The sequence below is a fragment of the Flavobacterium sp. genome, assembly GCF_965284515.1.
Lineage (GTDB): Bacteria > Bacteroidota > Bacteroidia > Flavobacteriales > Flavobacteriaceae > Flavobacterium.
The window spans coordinates 686640-707236 of record NZ_OZ260089.1; the positions used below are offsets into that span (position 1 = coordinate 686640).

Here is a 20597-nt window from a genome sequence, read left to right on the forward strand (position 1 = left end):
AGCTATGAAAAAAATAAAATTAATTTTTGGTCTTGCTATTGCAGCTTCAATTGTAAGTTGTGTAAATAGTGATGATTATGGAACTCCTGATTTATCGGATAATTGTACAGATTTAACTGTTACTAAAACCGTTCAGGATATTACAACAACATCTACAACGTCTTTCCAACAATATATTGGTGACGATGTAATTGAAGCGTATGTAACTTCAAGTGATGAAGGTGGAAATTTTTATAAATCAATTTCATTTGTTTCTGTAGATGGTTTAGTTGGTTTTAGCATGCCTATTGATGCTTATAACATATATACTAAATTCGAACCAGGAAGAAAAGTATTTGTAAACATGAAAGATCGTTATTTTGTTACTGAAAACAGTTCAACTGTAATTGGTTCATTATATGATAATGATACTCCAGCAGATCCTTCAGATGATGAAGTAGGAAGAATTTCTAGTGTTGAATATGAGTCTATTTTAACTCGTTCTTGTACAAAAGAAAATGAAGATAACATTGTTAAATATTTAACAATTTCAGACGCAAAAAATAACACAAATTTGAACATGTTAATTGAATTTGATGCTGTTCAGTTTACAGATGCTTCATTAGGTAAAACTTATTTTGATGAGTCGGTTAACAACTTAGGGGGTGCAACAAATCATGAAATTACTGATGAGTTTGGAAACAAAATTATTGTAAGAATTAGTGAATATGCAACTTTTGCATCTGGAAGTGTTCCAAGTGAGTCTGGTAAAATTAGAGGGGTTTTAACAAAATTTGGAAGTGATTTCCAATTTATGGTAAGAACATTAAACGACATCAATTTAACGGATGCTAGAATGGAAATTGATTTTTTCCCTCCTTTAGTTGGTGCTAGTATTGTATACAACAATACATTAAATGAGCCTTTTACATCTTATACAACAACAAACCAACAAAATTTCCCTGCTTACATTAATGATGCAGCTACAGGAAGTAGATATTGGCAAAGAAAAATATTTAGTGGTAATACATATATTCAAATGTCTTCTTTTGGTGGAACACCTGAAGCAAACAGAACATTGTTTATTGTACCTATTAATATGACTGCTGCAAATACATTACAATTTAAAACAAAAGCTGGTTTTAATAACGGCGCGGTATTAAAAGTATATTATACTACAAATTATGTTCCTGGAAATCAAATTACAACAGCAACTTTAACAGATATCACTTCAAATTTCACTATAGACAATGGACCTTCTTCAGGTTATTCGACAAACTTCTTGAATAGTGGAGTGTATAATATTCCTGTTGGAGTTACTGGAAACGGATTCTTCGTATTTGAATATATTGGAAACGGTTCTGGTGGGCCAACAACAACAATGCAAATTGACGATATAGTTATAAACTAATATAACATTTTTATATAAAAAAAACCTCCTGCAATCCAGGAGGTTTTTTTATGGTAAATAATCTTACCTTTGTAATGATAAAGAAAGACAATGTTAGAAAAAATAGAACACAGTTTTGAAAAAACGGTTATCGTTGGTATTATTACGCAAAACCAAGACGAAGAAAAGTTAAAGGAATATCTAGACGAATTAGAGTTCTTAACTTATACTGCAGGAGGTGAAGTGGTAAAACGTTTTTCACAAAAAATGGAAAAACCAAACCCTAAAACTTTTGTAGGAACTGGGAAAATAGATGAAATAAATCATTATGTAATTGACAATGCTATTTCAACAGTTATATTTGATGATGAATTAACGCCCTCTCAACAAAAAAATATATCTAAAATTATTGATTGTAAAATCTTAGACAGAACCAATCTTATTTTAGACATTTTCGCACAGCGTGCAGAGACATCCTATGCAAGGACACAGGTTGAATTAGCTCAATGCCAATATTTATTACCAAGACTTTCTGGAATGTGGACGCATCTTGAACGTCAAAAAGGAGGAATTGGAATGCGTGGACCTGGAGAAACGGAAATTGAAACAGATAGACGTATAGTTAGAGATAGAATCTCGCTTTTAAAAGACAAAATAAAAGCAATTGATAAACAAATGGCTACGCAACGAGGTAATCGAGGTGCAATGGTTAGAGTTGCGCTTGTAGGTTATACCAATGTAGGGAAATCAACATTGATGAATGCTATAGGTAAAAGTGATGTTTTTGTAGAAAATAAACTGTTTGCTACTTTAGACACAACAGTGAGAAAAACAGTTATTCGAAATTTACCTTTTCTTTTAAGCGACACTGTTGGTTTTATTAGAAAACTTCCAACACAACTTGTAGACTCGTTTAAAAGCACCTTAGATGAGGTGAGAGAGGCTGATTTATTGTTGCATGTTGTTGATATTTCTCATCCTGAATTTGAAGATCATATTGCATCCGTTAATACAATTTTAAAAGATATTAAAGCAGACGACAAACCAATCATTATGGTTTTCAATAAAATAGATGCTTACAAACCCGTATTCTTAGCTGAAGATGATTTGATGACGGAAAGAGAACCAAAACATTATTCGCTAGAAGAATGGAAAAAAACATGGATGCATAATGTTGGTGAAAGCAACGCTTTGTTTATTTCAGCGACCAATAAAGAAAACTTTGAGGTTTTTAGAGAAAAAGTATATGATGCCGTAAGAGATGTTCATATTACTCGTTTCCCATATAATAATTTCTTATATCCTGAATATAAAGATACTGTTGAAGAAACAGAAGATTAAAAAAAGACCTCAAAATTGAGGTCTTTTTTTATATAAATTTGATTAAAATGTTGCGTTTAATCCTAAACCGAATACTTCTCTAATTTGAAATGCTGCAATCGCATTATCATCATAAATGGCTTGAAAAGAAACATTAGTAGAAAGGTACTTATTTATCTTCATTACTAAATTCATTTGATAATCAATATCAACATTTCCAGGTTTATCTAAGTAATTAGAATACAAATTAGCAATGTTTTCCATTGTTACATTCTCCATTATTGAAAATTTATAATAAGCATTTAAAGCGGCTCCAAATTCAAATCTTGTTGTTTCTCCTTGTTCCACTCCAAAAGCAGAACTAAATTCAGTAAAATGGTCGTGTACAAAAATCATACGAGAAGTTGCTGGAGCAATATTAACTTTTAAATTATCGCTTTTCTTCCATAACATACCAGGACCAGCTTGAAGATAGGCAGGAGAAAAGAAGTGTGAGATCTTAGTTCCAGTAGCAGCATCAAAACCTGAATCCATTTGAGTTCTAAAATTTAAAAAACCTGAATAAAACCAATAGCCTTTAGCTTTTTTACCTAACAAAGAAGTAAATTCAACTCTATCATCTGACTTAGTAGATTCTTGGCCTTTTAACTTAGTTAGTCCATATGCAAGAATGATTTTATTATCCCAAATCATTTCTGCTGTTTTATAATTAAAGTCATAATTAACTCCAAAATTACCAGCCATATTTGATGTTCCACCTCCTAACCATTCGTTATTAAAAGCTGATTGATTGAAAAGAAAAACAAAGTTTCCTCCTTTTTTCCATCCCATGTTTGTAGTGTCTTTTGCTTTAGTTTCAGCAGCCGAAGTTACATTTATTAATTCGCCTTCTGCTTTTTGAGCAAAAACCGTTGTTGATACTAATAAAAGTGTAAAAATTAGTTTTTTCATTTCTTCGTTTTAAAAATTAAAAACGCGAAAGTACTAATAATCAAACAATAATCAAAACAGGCTTACAAACAGATTTATTTTCTTTTGAAAAGAGGAACTGTAGAACAGGCTTCGCCAAACATAATGCTTTTGGCAAAAGGAATTAATTTTTGTGTTGCTAATACATAAACTTCTTGGGGAACTTCTTTTTTAGAGCAACCTTTTAAAATTACTGGTAAATTATTATAGATTGAAAAGTCAATGGTATCAAGCTTTTTTAAATAAATAGAAACAATCATTTCTTTTTTAGAACCTTGTATTGAAGCTATAGAGCTTGATGATAGATATGAAGCAACCAATGCAAAAGTCCATGCTGGCAAAATAGCATCTGTGCTGCAATAAATAGCAACATATGTATTATCAAATTGTTCCCAATTAAAGTTTTTTAATTGATCTCTAAATTCTTTTTCTTTTAAAATAAATCCTTCAAATAAAAACTGAGCAATATCTAAACTACATACTTCTTGTTTTGGAAAAAAATCTTCCAAGTCGAAAACCATTAGCTTACTATTGGCAACTTTATTTACAATTTCATCCATATTTTTAATGTTCAGTTATCAGTAATAGTGTTCAGAAAATTGCCAACTAGAAACTGAATACTGCTAACTGATTTACAGCATCCCTAGTTCAAGCTTAGCTTCTTCACTCATTAAATCTTTTGTCCATGGTGGGTCAAATGTAATTTCTACTTCACAAGATTTCACAGGATCTAATGACTTTATTTTTTCTTCAACTTCCATGGGTAAAGTTTCTGCAACTGGACAATTTGGCGAAGTAAGTGTCATTAATACTTTTACTTCGTTATCTTCGTTAATCATTACATCGTAAATTAACCCTAATTCGTAAATGTCTACAGGAATTTCTGGATCGTAAATGCCTTTTAAAACTTTTACTACACTTTCCCCTAAATTAATCGTATCGTTAAATTCTTCCATTTTTTTATCATTATTGCTTTGCTTGAAAAGCTAAAGCGTACATTTTTATTTTTTTAATCATAGAAACCAATCCGTTTGCACGAGTTGGTGATAAGTGTTCTTTTAAGCCAATTTCATCTATAAAATCGGTATTTGCATCTAAAATAGCTTGGGGAGTTTGATTTGAGAAAACACGAATTAAAATTGCAATGATTCCTTTTGTTAAAATAGCATCACTATCAGAAGTGAAAACAACTTTTCCATCATTTTCTTCTCCATGTACCCAAACTTTAGACTGGCATCCTTTAATTATGTTTTCTTCCGTTTTAAAGTCTTCATTAATTAAAGGCAGTGATTTTCCAAGTTCAATTATGTATTCATAACGTTCCATCCAATCATCAAACATTGAAAACTCATCTACTATCTCTTCTTGTATTTGTTGTATCGTCATTTATTATTTTTCTCCTAATTCAACAATTTTATTTACTAATGTAGCTATTTCTTTAGGTGGAAAACCACCATCAAATCCATTTGCTGGATATTCTATATTATTACTAATAAATGTAATATTAGCATGAGTAGCCCCATCATAAAACCTTTTTTCTGTTGGCCACTTTAAATCTTTAACTTTATCTAATTCCACAGCTAATGCAAGTTTAGAAATCAAATTCCAGTCATTATCAGAAATTACATTTGAAGTTTTAAAATCACTTGCGTTTCTATCTTTTGAAATATAGATTTTTCTATTCTCTACTTTTAATTTTATAAAGTAACCTCTTGAATTAGCTTCATAAATCATTACGGGAACATTTGATTCTTGGTTCATATTGGTGTTATTTTCTTTTGCCGCAAGCAAATTAGATTCCTTGGTTGTGGCTTTTTGACAATTACAACTTGTAATAGTAATGAAAAGTGCTGTTATAAATGTTAGTAGTTTCATATGTAGCTATTTATTGTTTTTTATGGGTCCTATGTAATTCGCATATCTTCAATGGTGTTTGCAACCAATTTTCGTTCATGCTCATTTCATAATTAAAGTTTTAAGATAACATCATTTGTGCTTTTTTAACCGCTTCTACAAAGATATCAATTTCTTCTTTGGTATTATAAAAAGCAAAACTTGCTCTTATTGTACCTGGAATATTATAATAACTCATAATAGGTTGTGCACAATGATGACCGGTTCTAACCGCTATACCTAATTTATCTATAATCGTGCCAATATCATACGGATGAATTCCTTCAATATTAAATGAAATTACAGAAGCTTTATTTTTACTTGTTCCGTAGATTTTTAATCCTTCAATTTCTAATAATCTTTTGGTACCATAGTCCAACAATTCTTGTTCATAATTAGCAATAGCATCAAAACCTATGTTGTTCATGTAGTCAATTGCAGTTCCTAATACAATTCCTGCAGCTATATTTGGCGTTCCGGCTTCAAATTTATGAGGCAATTCGGCATAAGTAGTTTTTTCGAAACTCACTTCTTTGATCATTTCGCCACCACCCAAAAATGGAGGCAACTTATTTAACCATTCTTCTTTTCCGTATAAAACACCAACTCCTGTTGGACCACACACTTTGTGTCCAGAAAAAACATAGAAATCACAATCTAAAGCTTGAACATCTGGACGCAAATGAGGAGTTGCTTGTGCTCCATCAATTAAAACAGCCGCTCCTAATCCATGTGCTTTTTCAATAATATATTCAATTGGGTTTAGTGTTCCTAATGCATTTGAAATGTGGTTTACAGCAACAACTTTAGTTTTAGGTGAAAGTAATTTATCAAATTCAGACATTACCAATTCTCCTTCATCATTCATCGGAATAACAACTAATTTAGCTCCAGTCTTTTCACATAAAAACTGCCAAGGCACAATATTACTATGGTGTTCTAATGCCGAAACCACAACCTCATCACCAGCTTTTAATAAACTTGCAAAACCATTGGCAACTAAATTAATCCCGAAAGTCGTTCCCGAAGTAAAAATTATTTCGTGGTTGTATTTTGCATTTAAATGAGCTTGAATGGTGTTTCTCGACGCTTCATAAGCATCTGTAGCCAATTGGCTCAATGTATGAACACCACGATGAATATTAGCATTTATTTCGCTATAATATTTAGAAATAGCATCAATTACCACTTGCGGCTTTTGAGCCGTTGCTCCATTATCAAAATAAACCAACGGTTTTCCATTCACTTTTTGTGAAAGGATTGGAAAATCGGCTCTTATTTTTTGAACATCAAACATTATAAATCAATTTGTGTACAAATTTACAATTTGATTATTTAAAACTAGAATAAATAAAGGTTAAAAAAATTAGAATTTTGAACCAGCTCCTCCTCCACTAAAACCACCACCACCAAAAGGCATATCGCTCTGGTTTGGAACTGGAGCATTTGGTACTTGGGCAGAAACAATTAGTGCTTGCGCATTTTTTAACAAACTAGAATCCGAACCTCTATCGGGTTTAAAAGTCAATCCGGTTTCACAAAACTGTAAGCGTTTAATACTTAAATAGGCTACAATAAACAAAACAATTCCGCCTATTACTAAAGCGACTTCTATTGGTAGTAATTGGTAGTAAAAACGAATCGTAAATATCGAATAAGCAAAGGCTAAAATTCCAACAAAAAGAATGATTCTATCTTTTTTAAACAATGAATAACCAATATAAGAAGCAGGAATAATGAAAGTTGTAGCATAAAATATAAAAGCCAACGGAATATCTTCTCCAAGCAATACCTCAACATTAAGCAACGATTCCGACAATTCTCTTACCACCATATAATTCAACGAAAAATACGCCAAAACAAGACTGAATATTTTTAGATTTTGAAGTGCAAATTCGTAAAAATAAAAATCATCAATTGAATTTAATTTTAAATAGATACTGTACAATAAAACGGCAATGAAAAAAGCAATGAAAGGCAATAATGCTTTTGGTATAAACGAATGCTCGGTAATTGACAAGAAAATAAATGCCATTAAGCCAATACAACTTACAAACATAGAAAGTGCATTTACATATCGAATACAAAATAGTGCGCCAAACACAAACATGGTTAAATAAACTGCTAGAAACGACTCAAACAAAATACCTACTCCAATATAAAGTGCCAATTGTGAACAAACAATAAACGCATCATCTAATCCGTGTTTAAAATAGTTTTTATGCACTAAAATTTCAAGAACAATTATTCCAACACCAAAATAAAAAAAAGGAACAATTTGATAATTTGAATCTAATAAAGGAATAAAAAGTAATGAAATAGAACCTACAATTGATGAAAACAAAAAGCAACCCAATAAGAAAAACCCAAATCGGACTAATAAATTAGGGTTTGTGTCTAAAGAAACCAACTTAGAAGTAACTTCATTAAGTTGTTCTTTAGAGATAAATTTTTGTGTAAACAATGATTTTGCGTTTGATATCATTGCTTCATTTTCTAATAAATCTTTATGATATGCTTGCATGTTTTTCTTTATTAAATTTTTTGACCAAACTTATGAACACAACAATACTTCCAATAAAATAAAAAGGAGAAATCATTATTATAAACTCAATTAAAAATGAATTATCAAAAACCTTACTTAAAACTGTATTAAGTCCAATGAACCCGTATAAAAGGGTAAAAACAAAAAACGAAGTAGCAAAATAAGTGTAACTCAATTTATAAAAATAATAGATAAAACATAAAAATATAGGTAAGAACAAATACCATTGTTCTTGGAACAATCCAGACAAACAACAAATGCCTATTAAATGTTGTGCAAATGTGTAAAATACAAAGTAAAAGTGTTTTTTAAGACCTACTTTTTCAGAATAAATAGTCCAAACCACAAGCATAACCCCTAATACAATTCCTGAAAACAATAACACAGGGTTAGACATAAATTCATTTTCAAAAAACTTTTGTGGCGTTAATGTAATTCCAATAAATGTTGTAAGAGCTGTTAATGCAATAGACAAAACCATTCTACTGTCAAAATAATACGCAATTACAAAGCAAATTAGAGCCGAAGAAAGAGAAACCCATTTATAATCCAATCCAAAAACAGCATATTGAAATTGGGCGTAACCCAAAAAAATACACGACAAAATACTACCTGTTAATACCACATAATCATAAATCGGATTCTTAAATTTGGTTTCCAATTTATTAAAAGTTGGTGCATTTTTAAAACTAAAATAAAAGCAAAGAACCGTTAATAATAAAACAAATGCTAAAATTGCTATGTGACCAATACTGTCAATATTTTGATAAACTAATACACCTATTCCAGAAGTAAATAGCATAACAGAAGCATACATTAATAACAATAACTCGGTATTTAAAGAAAAAATGTTCTTTGCTTTGTATTCTTTAAAGTCGTCTAATTGTTCTTTGGATATGAAATCTTTTTCAAATAATTTTGAAGTTAGGAAACTGGTTTTTTCTATCATAAAACGAAAGTGTTATGCTCAAAAATACTAAAAGTTTATGGATTATGTTTTTAAAAACAAAAAACCGCTCAAAAAGCGGTTTTTATAATACTTATATATTCTTTACTATAAATCGAAACCTAAGTTTACACCTAATTTAGTTGCGATAATCTTTGTAATACGTTGTTTTAATTCAGGTATTTTAATGCTTTCAATTACTTCATTAGAAAAAGCATACATTAATAAGGCACGTGCTTCTTTTTTAGGAATTCCGCGTTGTTGCATATAAAACATTGCGCTTTCGTCTAATTGACCAATGGTACAACCGTGAGAACACTTAACATCATCTGCAAAAATCTCTAATTGTGGCTTTGCATTAATAGTTGCTTTATCACTTAAAAGGATATTGTTGTTTTGCTGAAATGCATTTGTTTTTTGCGCTTCTTTTTCAACAAATATTTTTCCGTTAAAAACACCATTTGAACTATCACTCAATATGGTTTTATAATTTTGGTGGCTTTCGCAATTTGGGGTTGCGTGTTGTACTAAAGTATAGTGATCAACATGTTGTTTATCGCCAATAATTGTAATTCCCTTTAAAGTTGAGTCAATTCGCTCACCTTGATGATAAAAGTTTAAATTATTACGTGTAATATTTCCTCCAAATGAAAAAGTATGCACCGCTACTCTACTTTCTTGCTTTTGAGCAATGTAAGTATTGTCAATTAAATTGGCGGTTTGTACGTCGTTTTGAATTTTATAATAATCTACAATAGCTCTTTTTTGAGTAAATATTTCGGTAACTGAATTCGTTAAAACAGGATTACTATTCAAACTTTGATGACGCTCAATAATTTGAACGTGAGCATTCTCTCCTACAATTACTAAGTTTCTTGGCTGAACCATTAAAGCAGCTTCATTTCCTGTTGAAAAGTAAATAATTTCAATTGGTTTTTCTACTACTTTACTTTTTGGAACATTTATATAAGCACCTTCTTTTGCAAATGCGGTGTTTAAAGTTGTTAAACTTTCCTCTTTGCTGGCAATATTATTGAAATACTCATCAATAACCATTTTATATTTTGGCTTATTTAAAGCAGAGGACATTAAACAAACGTCCAATCCATCATGTGTAGTTGAAGATAAAAAAGATGAAAAAAGGCCATCAACAAATACTACTTTATAAGTATCAACGTCATGTAAAAAATATTTTTTTACCTCAGCAAATTCAATTGCATTTTCCTTTTTTGGGAACACTGAAAAATCATTCTTTAAAATTGCATTTAAAGAGGTGTATTTCCAAGCCTCCTCTTTTTTAGAAGGAAAGCCTTTATCTTCGAAGTTTTTTATAGCTGCAGATCTTACATCATGTAATGATGAAGAAGTATCTATTTTTTCTTCAAACGCCATGAAAGACGATATTAATTTTTCTTTTAATTCCATTTTATTTTTGTCTTTAGACTTTCTGACTTTAAACTAATTCAGCTTTAATCCAGTCGTATCCTCTTTCTTCTAACTCTAGAGCTAGTTCTTTTCCACCTGACTTAACTATTTTCCCATCCATTAATACATGAACAAAATCTGGAACGATGTAATCTAAAAGTCTTTGATAGTGTGTAATGACAACAACTGCATTGTCTTTACTTTTTAATTTATTTACTCCGTTTGCAACAATTCTTAAAGCATCTATATCTAAGCCAGAATCGGTCTCATCTAATATTGCTAATTTTGGTTCAAGCATTGCCATTTGGAAAATTTCGTTACGTTTTTTTTCACCTCCAGAAAACCCTTCATTTAAAGAACGTGATAAAAACTTACGGTCAATTTCTAATAATTCAGATTTTTCACGAATTAACTTCAACATTTCGTTTGCAGGCATGTCTTCTTGTCCTTTTGCTTTACGAGTTTCGTTAATAGCAGTTTTAATAAAATTAGTAACCGAAACTCCTGGAATTTCCACTGGATATTGAAACGACAAGAAAACACCTTTATGTGCTCTTTCTTCTGGAGCTAATTCTGAAATATCTTCTCCTTCTAATTCAATTGACCCTTCTGAAACTTCATAGTTTTCGTTTCCAGCAATAATTGAAGATAATGTAGATTTACCAGCGCCATTTGGGCCCATAATTGCATGTACTTCTCCTGCTTTAACTTCAAGGTTAATTCCTTTTAATATTTCTTTATCTTCTACTGAAGCGTGTAAATTTTTTATTGATAACATTTTATGAATGTGTTTTTATTCTTAATTATTTTAATTAACCTACCGAACCTTCTAACGAAATTTCTAATAATTTTTGAGCTTCAACAGCAAACTCCATTGGTAATTTGTTTAATACCTCTTTACTAAAACCATTTACAATTAAAGCAATGGCTTTTTCAGTTGGAATACCACGTTGATTACAATAAAAAACTTGGTCTTCACCAATTTTTGATGTGGTAGCTTCGTGTTCTATTTTTGCTGTTGTATTTTTACTTTCAATATAAGGAAATGTATGTGCGCCGCAATTATTTCCCATTAATAAAGAGTCGCACTGTGAAAAATTACGTGCGTTTTCAGCCCTTGAAGAAATTTGCACTAAACCTCTGTAACTATTTTGAGATTTTCCTGCCGAAATACCTTTTGAGATAATGGTTGACTTAGTGTTTTTACCTAAGTGAATCATTTTTGTACCCGTATCTGCTTGTTGGTAATTATTAGTTACTGCAATTGAATAAAATTCTCCTATTGAATTATCTCCTTTTAATACACATGAAGGATATTTCCAAGTTACTGCTGAACCAGTTTCAACTTGCGTCCAAGAAATTTTTGCATTTTTCTCACACAAACCTCTTTTCGTTACAAAATTATAAACACCACCTTTTCCTTCTTTATTTCCAGGAAACCAGTTTTGAACTGTAGAATATTTTATTTCCGCGTCATCTAATGCAATTAATTCAACAACAGCTGCATGTAATTGATTTTCATCGCGACTTGGAGCCGTACACCCTTCTAAATAAGAGACATAACTTCCCTCGTCTGCGATAACAAGTGTTCTTTCAAACTGACCTGTTCCTGCCTGATTAATTCTAAAATAGGTAGAAAGTTCCATTGGACATCTAACTCCTTTTGGAATATAGCAGAAACTTCCATCAGAGAAAACGGCAGAGTTTAAAGCGGCATAAAAATTATCAGTTGTTGGAACAACGCTTCCTAGATATTTACGAACCAATTCTGGATGCTCCTTAATTGCTTCGGAAATACTCATGAAAATAATTCCCTTTTCTCCTAACGTTTTTTTGAAAGTTGTAGCTACAGAAACCGAGTCAACTACAATATCCATTGCAACGTTGTTCATTTTTTTCTGCTCATCTACAGAGATTCCTAGCTTTTTATACATTTCTAATAGCTCAGGATCTACATCATCTAAAGTTTTATTTGGATCTACTTTTTTAGGTGCAGAATAATAAGATATAGCTTGAAAATCGGGTTTTTGATAGTGAACATTTGCCCATTCAGGCTCTACCATTTCCTTCCAAACTCTAAAAGCTTCTAATCTCCATTCTGTCATCCATTCCGGCTCTTCCTTCTTTAAAGAAATAGCTCGAACAATATCCTCATTTAGTCCAATCGGGAAAGTTTCCGAGTCTAATTCGGTATAAAATCCGTATTCGTATTCTTTATTTTCTAATTCGACTTTTAAGTCGTCTTCAGTATATTTTGACATTTTTTTGTTTTAAAGTGAAAAACTCTCCCCACAACCACAGGTTCTTTGTGCGTTAGGGTTATTAAACACAAATCCTTTTCCGTTTAATCCTCCTGAAAACTCTAAAATTGTTCCTGCTAGATAAAGAAAACTTTTCTTTTCAACAGCAATTCTAACTCCATTATCTTCAAAAACTTTATCATTTTCGCCTAATTCTTTGTCAAACTTTAAATCGTATGACAAACCAGAACAGCCACCACTTTTTACGCCAACTCTAACGTAATCTTTAGCTGCATCAAAACCGTCATCTTGCATCATTGCTACGATTTTTTTACTTGCGTCATCAGAAACTTTAATCATTTGTTATTTTGATTTTGTCTAAATTAACTGCAAATATAAGGCATAATATACTTTTTTCCTCAAAGAATAACATTTTTATAACTTATAACTCAATAGTTTTGCCTTATACTGATTTTGTTGCTTTAAAATTCTCAAATTTTTGTATTTTGCATCGAAATTAGTATTATGAACATATATCCAATTGAAGCTGGAAATTTCAAATTAGATGGCGGCGCAATGTTTGGGGTAGTTCCCAAGACAATTTGGAACAGAACTAATCCGGCAGACAACAACAATCTAATTGACATTGCTGCTCGATGTTTACTTATTGAAGACGGGAATCGATTAATATTAATCGACAATGGAATGGGGAACAAACAGTCTGAAAAATTTTTTGGATATTATTACCAATGGGGAGAATTCAGTATAGATATATCTTTGAAAAACGCTGGTTTTCATAGGGATGATATTACTGATGTTTTTATGACTCATCTACATTTTGACCATTGTGGAGGAAGCGTAATTTGGAACAAAGACAAAACAGGTTACGAAGTCGCTTTTAAAAATGCTAAATTTTGGACAAACGAAAATCATTGGGATTGGGCAACTGAACCAAACGCAAGAGAAAAAGCTTCTTTTTTACGTGAAAATATTATTCCAATGCAGGAAAGCGGTCAATTAAACTTTATTGAAAGACCTAATGGAAACTTCGGTTTTTCAAAAGAATTAAACTTTGATATCTTTTATGCAGATGGTCACACCGAAAAGCAAATGTTACCACATATAATTTATAAAGGTAAAACCATTGTTTTTTGTGCTGATATGTTACCAACAGCAGGACACATTCCAATTCCTTATGTAACGGGTTATGACACAAGGCCATTATTATCAATGGATGAAAAAGAAATTTTTTTAAAGGCTGCGGCTGATAACGACTATTATTTATGGTTAGAGCATGATGCACACAATCAAATAATAACTGTACAACATACAGAAAAAGGGGTAAGATTAAAAGATGTTTTTACCTGTAATGAAATCTTAAAATAAAGTTAAGAATGTCTGTTTTGTAACAAATTAAGCAGATTTTTGACATATATAAATATTTATAACCATAAAATTATACAAATGAGAATTATTAAACCTTTGTACTTATCCGTAGCATTAGCTTTTGCATTAGCTAGCTGTGGTGGTGCTAAAACTATGGTTTCTACTCCTGTAGAAAACATTGACAATTTACCTTTAAAAATAACTCCTTTAGCTGAAAAGGATCTTAAAAGATGGAGTCATTTAGACTTAGTTAAAGACACTGTTCCTGGAATGAGTGTTGATAAAGCTTATGCTGAATTATTAAAAGGAAAAAAGGGAACAACTGTAATTGTTGGTATTGTTGATTCTGGTGTTGATATTAGACATGAAGATCTACAAGGAGTTATTTGGAATAACCCAAAGGAAATAGCAAACAACGGTAAAGACGATGACAACAATGGTTACATTGATGATGTTCATGGTTGGAATTTCTTAGGAGACAGTAATGACGAGCAGTTAGAGATGACGCGTATCGTTAAAAAAGGCCCTGGAACTCCTAATTATGAAAAAGCAAAAGCGCAATTAGATGAAGAACTAGCTGGTTTAATGCAAACAAAACAGCAAATTGACATGATTGTTAATGCTGACAAAGCCATAAAAGCGCATTTGAAAAAAGATAATTTCAATTTAGATGATGTAAAAGGAATGGAAACAACTGATGAGACACTTCTTCAATACAAAGGAATGTTTACACAAATTCTTTCTGGACAATCTAAAGAAGCTTTTGATAAAAGAATTCAAAGTGGTGTTGATTATGTATATGGTCAATTAAACTACAACTTAAATGTTGATTTTGATGGTCGTTCAATCGTTGGAGATAATCCAAATGATATTAATGATACAAAATACGGAAACAATAACGTAATTGGACCTGTTGCTAAAGACGCTAAACATGGTACTCACGTAGCTGGAATTGTTGCTCAAGTAAGAGGAAACGGCAAAGGTGGAGACGGTGTCGCTACAAATGTAAAAATTATGGCTGTAAGAGCTGTTCCAAATGGAGATGAGTACGACAAAGACATCGCTTTAGGTATTCGTTATGCAGTTGACAACGGAGCAAAAGTAATCAATGGTTCTTTTGGAAAATATTATTCTCCAAATAAAGAATGGGTCCAAGATGCATTAAAATATGCTGCTGAAAAAGATGTATTGGTAATATTTGCTGCAGGTAATGATTCAAAAGATTTAGATGTTGAAAACAAATACCCTTCTGATTCTTACGATGGTGCCCCAGAAATTTCTAATAATGTATTAATTATTGGTGCGTTAGCTCCAGATTATGGTTCGAAAATGGTGGCAAGTTTTTCTAACTATGGAAAGAAGAATGTAGATATTTATGCTCCAGGTGTTCAAATCTATGCTACTACTCCAGACCAAACTTATGAATACTTAGGAGGAACTTCTATGGCTTCACCTAACACAGCTGGTGTTGCTGCAATGATTCGTTCGTACTATCCAAAATTAAGTGCTTCACAAGTGAAACAAATTATTATGGAAAGTGGAACTCCTTTAAAAAACACAGTTACTGTTGGAGAAGACAAACACAAAGTAAACTTTGCTGACGCTTCTAAAACAGGTAAAATTGTTAATGCCTACAATGCTTTATTGATGGCTGAAAAAATGTCGAAATAATAAATTTCAATATTTAAAAAATCAAAACCACAAAGACGTTTTTTAAAATGACTTTGTGGTTTTTTTAAACTTATTCTTATGAAAAAAATATTTATTTTATCTCTTTTTACATTTATAGGGTTTGCTCAAAACAATCCTAATCCAGGTTATTGGCAACAACATGTCGATTATAAAATGGACGTTAAAATGGATGTTAAAAATTATCAATATACTGGAAATCAGGAATTGGTTTATACCAACAATTCTTCAGACACTTTAAATAAAGTTTTCTACCATTTATACAACAACGCTTTCCAACCAGGTAGCGAAATGGACATGCGTTTACAAACAATTGCTGATCCTGATAAAAGAATGATAAAATCCTTCAAACAAGATGGAAAAGAAATAAAAGAAAGCAGAATTAGCACTTTAAAACCAAATGAAGTAGGGTTTTTAAATATTAAAAATTTCAAACAAAACGGTGCAGTTGCAAAAACAAGGGTAGTTGGAACTGTTTTAGAGGTAACTCTAAACGAGCCTATTTTACCTCAACAAAAAACCACTTTTACGCTTGATTTTGAAGGTCAAGTTCCTTTACAGGTAAGAAGATCAGGTAGAAACTCTGAAGAAGGAGTTGCGCTTTCTATGACGCAATGGTATCCAAAATTAGCAGAATACGATTTCGAAGGCTGGCATGCTGACCCATACATTGGAAGAGAGTTTCATGGTGTTTGGGGAAATTTTGACGTTAAACTTACAATAGATAAAAATTTTACTGTTGGCGGAACTGGTTATTTGCAAAATAAAAATGAAATTGGCCATGGCTACCAAGACAAAGGAGTTGAAGTAAAACATTCTAAAAGAACAAAAACATTAACATGGCACTTTGTTGCGCCTAATGTACATGATTTTACTTGGGCTGCAGACAATGAATATGTTCATGATATGATTTTAGGTCCTAATAATGTTGAGCTACATTTCTTATATAAAAACAAAGCGGAAAACTTAGAAAACTGGAAAAATCTTCAACCAAAAACGGCTGAGTTATTAGAATTCTTCAATAAAAATGTAGGAGAATATCCATACAAACAATATTCAGTTATTCAAGGTGGAGATGGTGGAATGGAATACGGAATGTGTACGTTAATTACAGGAAACAGAAGCTTTGGAAGTTTAGTAGGTGTAACGGCTCATGAATTTGCGCATTCATGGTTTCAGTTTGTATTAGCGTCAAACGAATCTAAACATGAATGGATGGACGAAGGGTTTACTTCATTTATTTCAGACCTAGCAATGGAAACCGTTTTACCTGGAAAAGAAAAAGTAGACAATCCTTTTGAAGGAGCTTACAACGGATATCGTTATTTAGTAAAAAGTGGAAAAGAACAACCACTTTCTACACATGCCGATAGATATGACATTAATATGGCGTATGGAATTTCAGCATACAGTAAAGGTGAAGTGTTTTTAGCGCAATTAGGCTATGTAATTGGAACTGAAAACTTAATGAAGACTTTAAGACGTTATTATGCAGATTACAAATTAACACACCCAACACCTAATGATATTAAGCGTTCTGCTGAAAAAGTATCTGGTGCTAACTTAGATTGGTATTTATTAGATTGGACACAAACTACAAATACAATTGATTATGCAATTAAAGAAGTTGCTGAAGCCGATAAAAACACGAAAATTACTTTGGAAAGAATTGGAAGAATGCCAATGCCAATTGACCTACTTGTAGTTTATGAAGATGGAACGAATGAATTATTTTATATTCCAAACACTTTAATGCGTTGGGAAAAACCAAATTCTTATTCAATAAACAGAACCGTATTAAAAGGTTGGGATTGGTCAAGTCCAAAGTTTAGTTTTGATATATCAAAAGTAAAATCATCAATAAAAGCAATTGTTATTGATCCAAGCGGATTAATGGCAGACGTTGACTTATCAAATAATGTTTTTGAGAAAAAATAAACTTCATTAAAATAATAAATAAAAAAACGAACCAATTAATGGTTCGTTTCTTTATTTTAGCACAATATATTGTTGTTAAACCATTTTAAATGAAAACATTAAACAGTTTTAATCCTGTTTTAATCCTTACAATCATTTACTTCATAGTAATTGTAATTTTTTCTATGTTTGATTTTAGTGATTACCCTTCGATAAACTATATCATTGGAGGTTCAAGAATCCCTCTACTAATCATTATCTATTGGTTGCATTCTCAAAAAAGAAATATTCTTTATCTAGTTGCATTATTGTTATTTTTCTTTTCATACATAATGTTTTTGGACAATGCCCCCGAGAGATCATTTTATGGGTCAATTACATCTCTTTTATATCGATTTTTAATTTTTCTTCTTGTTTATAAAAGTGTAAGAAATAAAAACTGGTTTGCATTATTTTTAGCTTCTATCCCTTTTCTGTTTACATACTCTTATTTTCTTCTTTTAATTAATGAATTTTTAAATGCAGACATTTATCCATGGGTTTTAAATGGTTTGTTAACTTCTTTTATTGGAGGAATAGCACTATATAACTATCTTTTTGAAGATGAAAACAAGAACTTTTGGTTGTTAATTTCTGCCGTTCTTTTTGTAATTCAAATTGGTATGTTTTTTATCCATAAATATTATATAGAAGCCCCAGAATTGAGAACATTAACAATTATACTATTTGGAATTTCAAATTTTACTTTTTATAAATTTATGATTTCAGATGAAGAAAGAGAAAATGAAGTTTCAATAAGTTAAACTTTACCATATCTTTGCCTCATGCCTTTTACATATCCTAAAAACGAAAAATTAAAAAGTAAAAAAACAATTGAACTTCTGTTTTCTGAAGGGCAATCTGTTTCAAAATATCCTTTGCGTTTAGTATATGTTGAAAATTCTATTGAAAACGAAGAGCTCATTAAGTTTGGTGTTTCCGTTTCTAAAAAATATTTTAAAAATGCAGTCGATAGAAACCGTTTAAAAAGAATTCTTAGAGAATGTTATCGATTGAATAAGGATGTTTTTTCTGAAAGTATTGATAAACCGATGGCTATGATGTTTTTCTACCAATCAAAAGAAGTGCTTTCTTATCAAGAAATCAATGAGAAAACAATTCAACTTTTTCAAAAATTTATCGAAAAAATAAAAGAATAATCATTTTTGGTTTAATTTTTGACGTTTTATAATTAAATTCGTGAACTAAACTTATCCTAAAAAAATGAAATCTATTCTTAGTAAAAAAATATTGATTCCCATTTTTGCCTTAACTTTTCTATTTGTAGGTGTAAGTTTTAGAAATGATTTTTTTGAAATTGCTAAACAAATTGAAATCTTCACCAACTTGTTTAAAACCGTAAATCAAAACTACGTTGACGAAACCAACCCGGGAGAATTAATGGACAATGCCATTAAAAACATGTTGATTGAATTAGACCCTTACACCGTTTTTTTTAACGAACAAGATGTTCTAAAATTCAAAATAAACACAACCGGAGAATATACTGGAATTGGCGCTATGGTGAGCCGAAAAGAAGGTCGCGTTTTTATCAAAGAAATTTACAAAGGTTTTCCAGCTGATAAAGCGGGATTAAAGGCCGGTGATGAAATTATTCAAATAGGTGATATTAACCTCAAGGAATACAAAGAAGACGCATCGCAACTTTTAAGAGGGGCAAAAAACACCAAAGTGAATTTAGAAATCCTTCGTCAAGACAAAAAACAAGCAATTGCAATAATTTTAGACGAAGTTGATATTAAAGCAGTACCTTATTTTTCATTAATTGATAATACAACAGGTTATATTGTTTTAAATAAGTTTACTGAAACCGCAAGCAAAGAAACAAAGGCGGCGCTTTTAGATTTAAAGAACAAAGGAGCAACAAAAATTATATTAGACTTGAGAGCAAATCCGGGTGGTTTGTTACATGAAGCAGTAAATATTTGTAACTTGTTTGTTCCAAAAAACGAAGTAATTGTTACTACAAAATCTAAAAATGCAAAACACAATAATACATACAAAACCAACTACGAACCGGTTGATTTAGAAATTCCTTTAACGATTTTAGTCGATGGAAAAAGTGCATCCGCATCTGAAATTGTTGCAGGAGCATTGCAAGATTTAGACAGAGCTGTAATTGTTGGGAACAGAAGTTTTGGAAAAGGATTGGTCCAGCGTCCTTTAAATCTTGCTTACGGAACTCAAGTAAAAGTAACCATTTCAAGATATTTTACACCTTCTGGAAGATGTATTCAAGCATTAGATTACGCAAGAAAAGACGCGAACGGAAAAGCCATAAAGATAAAACAAGACGATTTTAATGCTTTTCAAACAAAAGGTGGAAGAACAGTTTACGACGGTGGTGGAATTTTACCCGATGTAATTATTGAAGAAACAAAATTAAGTGCTATAACGGAAGATTTAGTTAAAAACGATGCTATTTTTGATTTTGCAACGCAACTATATTATAATTACTTAAGTTCTGGTTTACCAAACAGCATAAGCGAAGCCGATTTTAATGCGTTTAAGCAGTTTTTAAAGCAAGACAAATATAATTTCGCCACAGAAACCAGCTTGGCACTAAAAAAGGTTTTAGAAACAGCTAAAAAAGAAAAAATAGAATCTGGAATTTCTAAAGAATATGCTCTTTTACAAACTGCAATTGAAAAAAGCATGAATGAAGAAATTATTACTCATAAAAAAGAAATTCTTAAATTGTTATATGATGAACTCATCATACGTTTTCAGTATCGTGATGGTTTATATTTAAATTACACCCTAAACAACTCAGAAATTAATAAAGCAAAAAGCATTTTAAATAACGAAATCGAATATAAAAAAATATTAAAAAAATAG

General features: G+C 31.1%; 20 protein-coding genes. 8 read left to right on the top strand and 12 right to left on the bottom strand.

The genetic code is table 11. The features are described 5' to 3' along the window. The first annotated feature begins 4 nt into the window (after positions 1-4). Complete coding sequence (locus ACQ65T_RS03185; protein WP_430399652.1) at positions 5-1390, top strand: DUF5689 domain-containing protein; 1386 nt, start codon at positions 5-7, stop codon at positions 1388-1390. Positions 1391-1480: 90 nt separating this feature from the next. Further along, the gene (gene hflX / locus ACQ65T_RS03190; protein ID WP_430399653.1) at positions 1481-2710 is read left to right on the top strand and encodes a GTPase HflX; all 1230 of its coding nucleotides are present in this window, start codon (positions 1481-1483) and stop codon (positions 2708-2710) included. Between the two features lie 42 nt (positions 2711-2752). On the opposite strand, the gene ACQ65T_RS03195 is transcribed toward hflX, so the two are convergent. The 12 genes from ACQ65T_RS03195 to ACQ65T_RS03250 all read right to left on the bottom strand — a co-directional run bounded on the left by ACQ65T_RS03195 (position 2753) and on the right by ACQ65T_RS03250 (position 13067). Continuing rightward, positions 2753-3640: a DUF3078 domain-containing protein gene (locus tag ACQ65T_RS03195; RefSeq protein ID WP_430399654.1), complete on the bottom strand. Its 888-nt coding sequence runs from the start codon at positions 3638-3640 to the stop codon at positions 2753-2755. Positions 3641-3714: 74 nt separating this feature from the next. After that, a complete protein-coding gene (locus tag ACQ65T_RS03200; RefSeq protein ID WP_430399655.1) occupies positions 3715-4218 on the bottom strand; it encodes a DUF2480 family protein in 504 nt (167 codons plus the stop codon). 72 nt (positions 4219-4290) lie between these two features. Then, the gene (locus ACQ65T_RS03205; protein WP_430399656.1) at positions 4291-4614 is read right to left on the bottom strand and encodes an SUF system Fe-S cluster assembly protein; all 324 of its coding nucleotides are present in this window, start codon (positions 4612-4614) and stop codon (positions 4291-4293) included. 10 nt (positions 4615-4624) lie between these two features. Continuing rightward, a complete protein-coding gene (locus ACQ65T_RS03210) occupies positions 4625-5044 on the bottom strand; it encodes a SufE family protein (protein ID WP_430399657.1) in 420 nt (139 codons plus the stop codon). Between the two features lie 3 nt (positions 5045-5047). Further along, complete coding sequence (locus tag ACQ65T_RS03215; RefSeq protein ID WP_430399658.1) at positions 5048-5533, bottom strand: hypothetical protein; 486 nt, start codon at positions 5531-5533, stop codon at positions 5048-5050. Positions 5534-5633: 100 nt separating this feature from the next. Then, on the bottom strand, positions 5634-6848 hold the full coding sequence (locus ACQ65T_RS03220; protein ID WP_430399659.1) for an aminotransferase class V-fold PLP-dependent enzyme: 1215 nt from the start codon (positions 6846-6848) through the stop codon (positions 5634-5636). Between the two features lie 69 nt (positions 6849-6917). Further along, positions 6918-8075 carry a hypothetical protein gene (locus ACQ65T_RS03225; RefSeq protein WP_430399660.1) on the bottom strand — a complete coding sequence of 386 codons (1158 nt, stop codon included), beginning with the start codon at positions 8073-8075 and terminating at the stop codon, positions 6918-6920. Then, a complete protein-coding gene (locus ACQ65T_RS03230; RefSeq protein ID WP_430399661.1) occupies positions 8059-9045 on the bottom strand; it encodes a DUF2157 domain-containing protein in 987 nt (328 codons plus the stop codon). The genes ACQ65T_RS03225 and ACQ65T_RS03230 overlap by 17 nt, the downstream gene beginning before the upstream one ends. Positions 9046-9150: 105 nt before the next feature. Continuing rightward, positions 9151-10467, bottom strand: coding sequence for a Fe-S cluster assembly protein SufD (sufD, locus tag ACQ65T_RS03235; protein ID WP_430399662.1), 1317 nt, complete (start codon positions 10465-10467; stop codon positions 9151-9153). 28 nt (positions 10468-10495) lie between these two features. Continuing rightward, positions 10496-11245: a Fe-S cluster assembly ATPase SufC gene (sufC, locus tag ACQ65T_RS03240; protein ID WP_430399663.1), complete on the bottom strand. Its 750-nt coding sequence runs from the start codon at positions 11243-11245 to the stop codon at positions 10496-10498. Between the two features lie 34 nt (positions 11246-11279). Beyond that, on the bottom strand, positions 11280-12728 hold the full coding sequence (sufB, locus tag ACQ65T_RS03245) for a Fe-S cluster assembly protein SufB (protein ID WP_430399664.1): 1449 nt from the start codon (positions 12726-12728) through the stop codon (positions 11280-11282). A gap of 9 nt (positions 12729-12737) precedes the next feature. Further along, positions 12738-13067, bottom strand: a complete 330-nt coding sequence (locus ACQ65T_RS03250; RefSeq protein ID WP_430399665.1) for a HesB/IscA family protein — start codon at positions 13065-13067, stop codon at positions 12738-12740. 165 nt (positions 13068-13232) lie between these two features. Here ACQ65T_RS03250 and ACQ65T_RS03255 point away from each other — a divergent pair, with 165 nt between their 5' ends. From ACQ65T_RS03255 to ACQ65T_RS03280, 6 genes are all read left to right on the top strand, one after another. Continuing rightward, complete coding sequence (locus tag ACQ65T_RS03255; RefSeq protein ID WP_430399666.1) at positions 13233-14093, top strand: MBL fold metallo-hydrolase; 861 nt, start codon at positions 13233-13235, stop codon at positions 14091-14093. Between the two features lie 78 nt (positions 14094-14171). After that, complete coding sequence (locus ACQ65T_RS03260; RefSeq protein WP_430399667.1) at positions 14172-15764, top strand: S8 family peptidase; 1593 nt, start codon at positions 14172-14174, stop codon at positions 15762-15764. Positions 15765-15842: 78 nt separating this feature from the next. Continuing rightward, positions 15843-17720: a M1 family metallopeptidase gene (locus ACQ65T_RS03265; RefSeq protein WP_430399668.1), complete on the top strand. Its 1878-nt coding sequence runs from the start codon at positions 15843-15845 to the stop codon at positions 17718-17720. 89 nt (positions 17721-17809) lie between these two features. Beyond that, positions 17810-18502 carry a hypothetical protein gene (locus ACQ65T_RS03270; protein ID WP_430399669.1) on the top strand — a complete coding sequence of 231 codons (693 nt, stop codon included), beginning with the start codon at positions 17810-17812 and terminating at the stop codon, positions 18500-18502. Between the two features lie 21 nt (positions 18503-18523). Then, positions 18524-18898: a ribonuclease P protein component gene (gene rnpA, locus ACQ65T_RS03275; protein WP_430399670.1), complete on the top strand. Its 375-nt coding sequence runs from the start codon at positions 18524-18526 to the stop codon at positions 18896-18898. 64 nt (positions 18899-18962) lie between these two features. Then, positions 18963-20597: a S41 family peptidase gene (locus ACQ65T_RS03280; protein WP_430399671.1), complete on the top strand. Its 1635-nt coding sequence runs from the start codon at positions 18963-18965 to the stop codon at positions 20595-20597.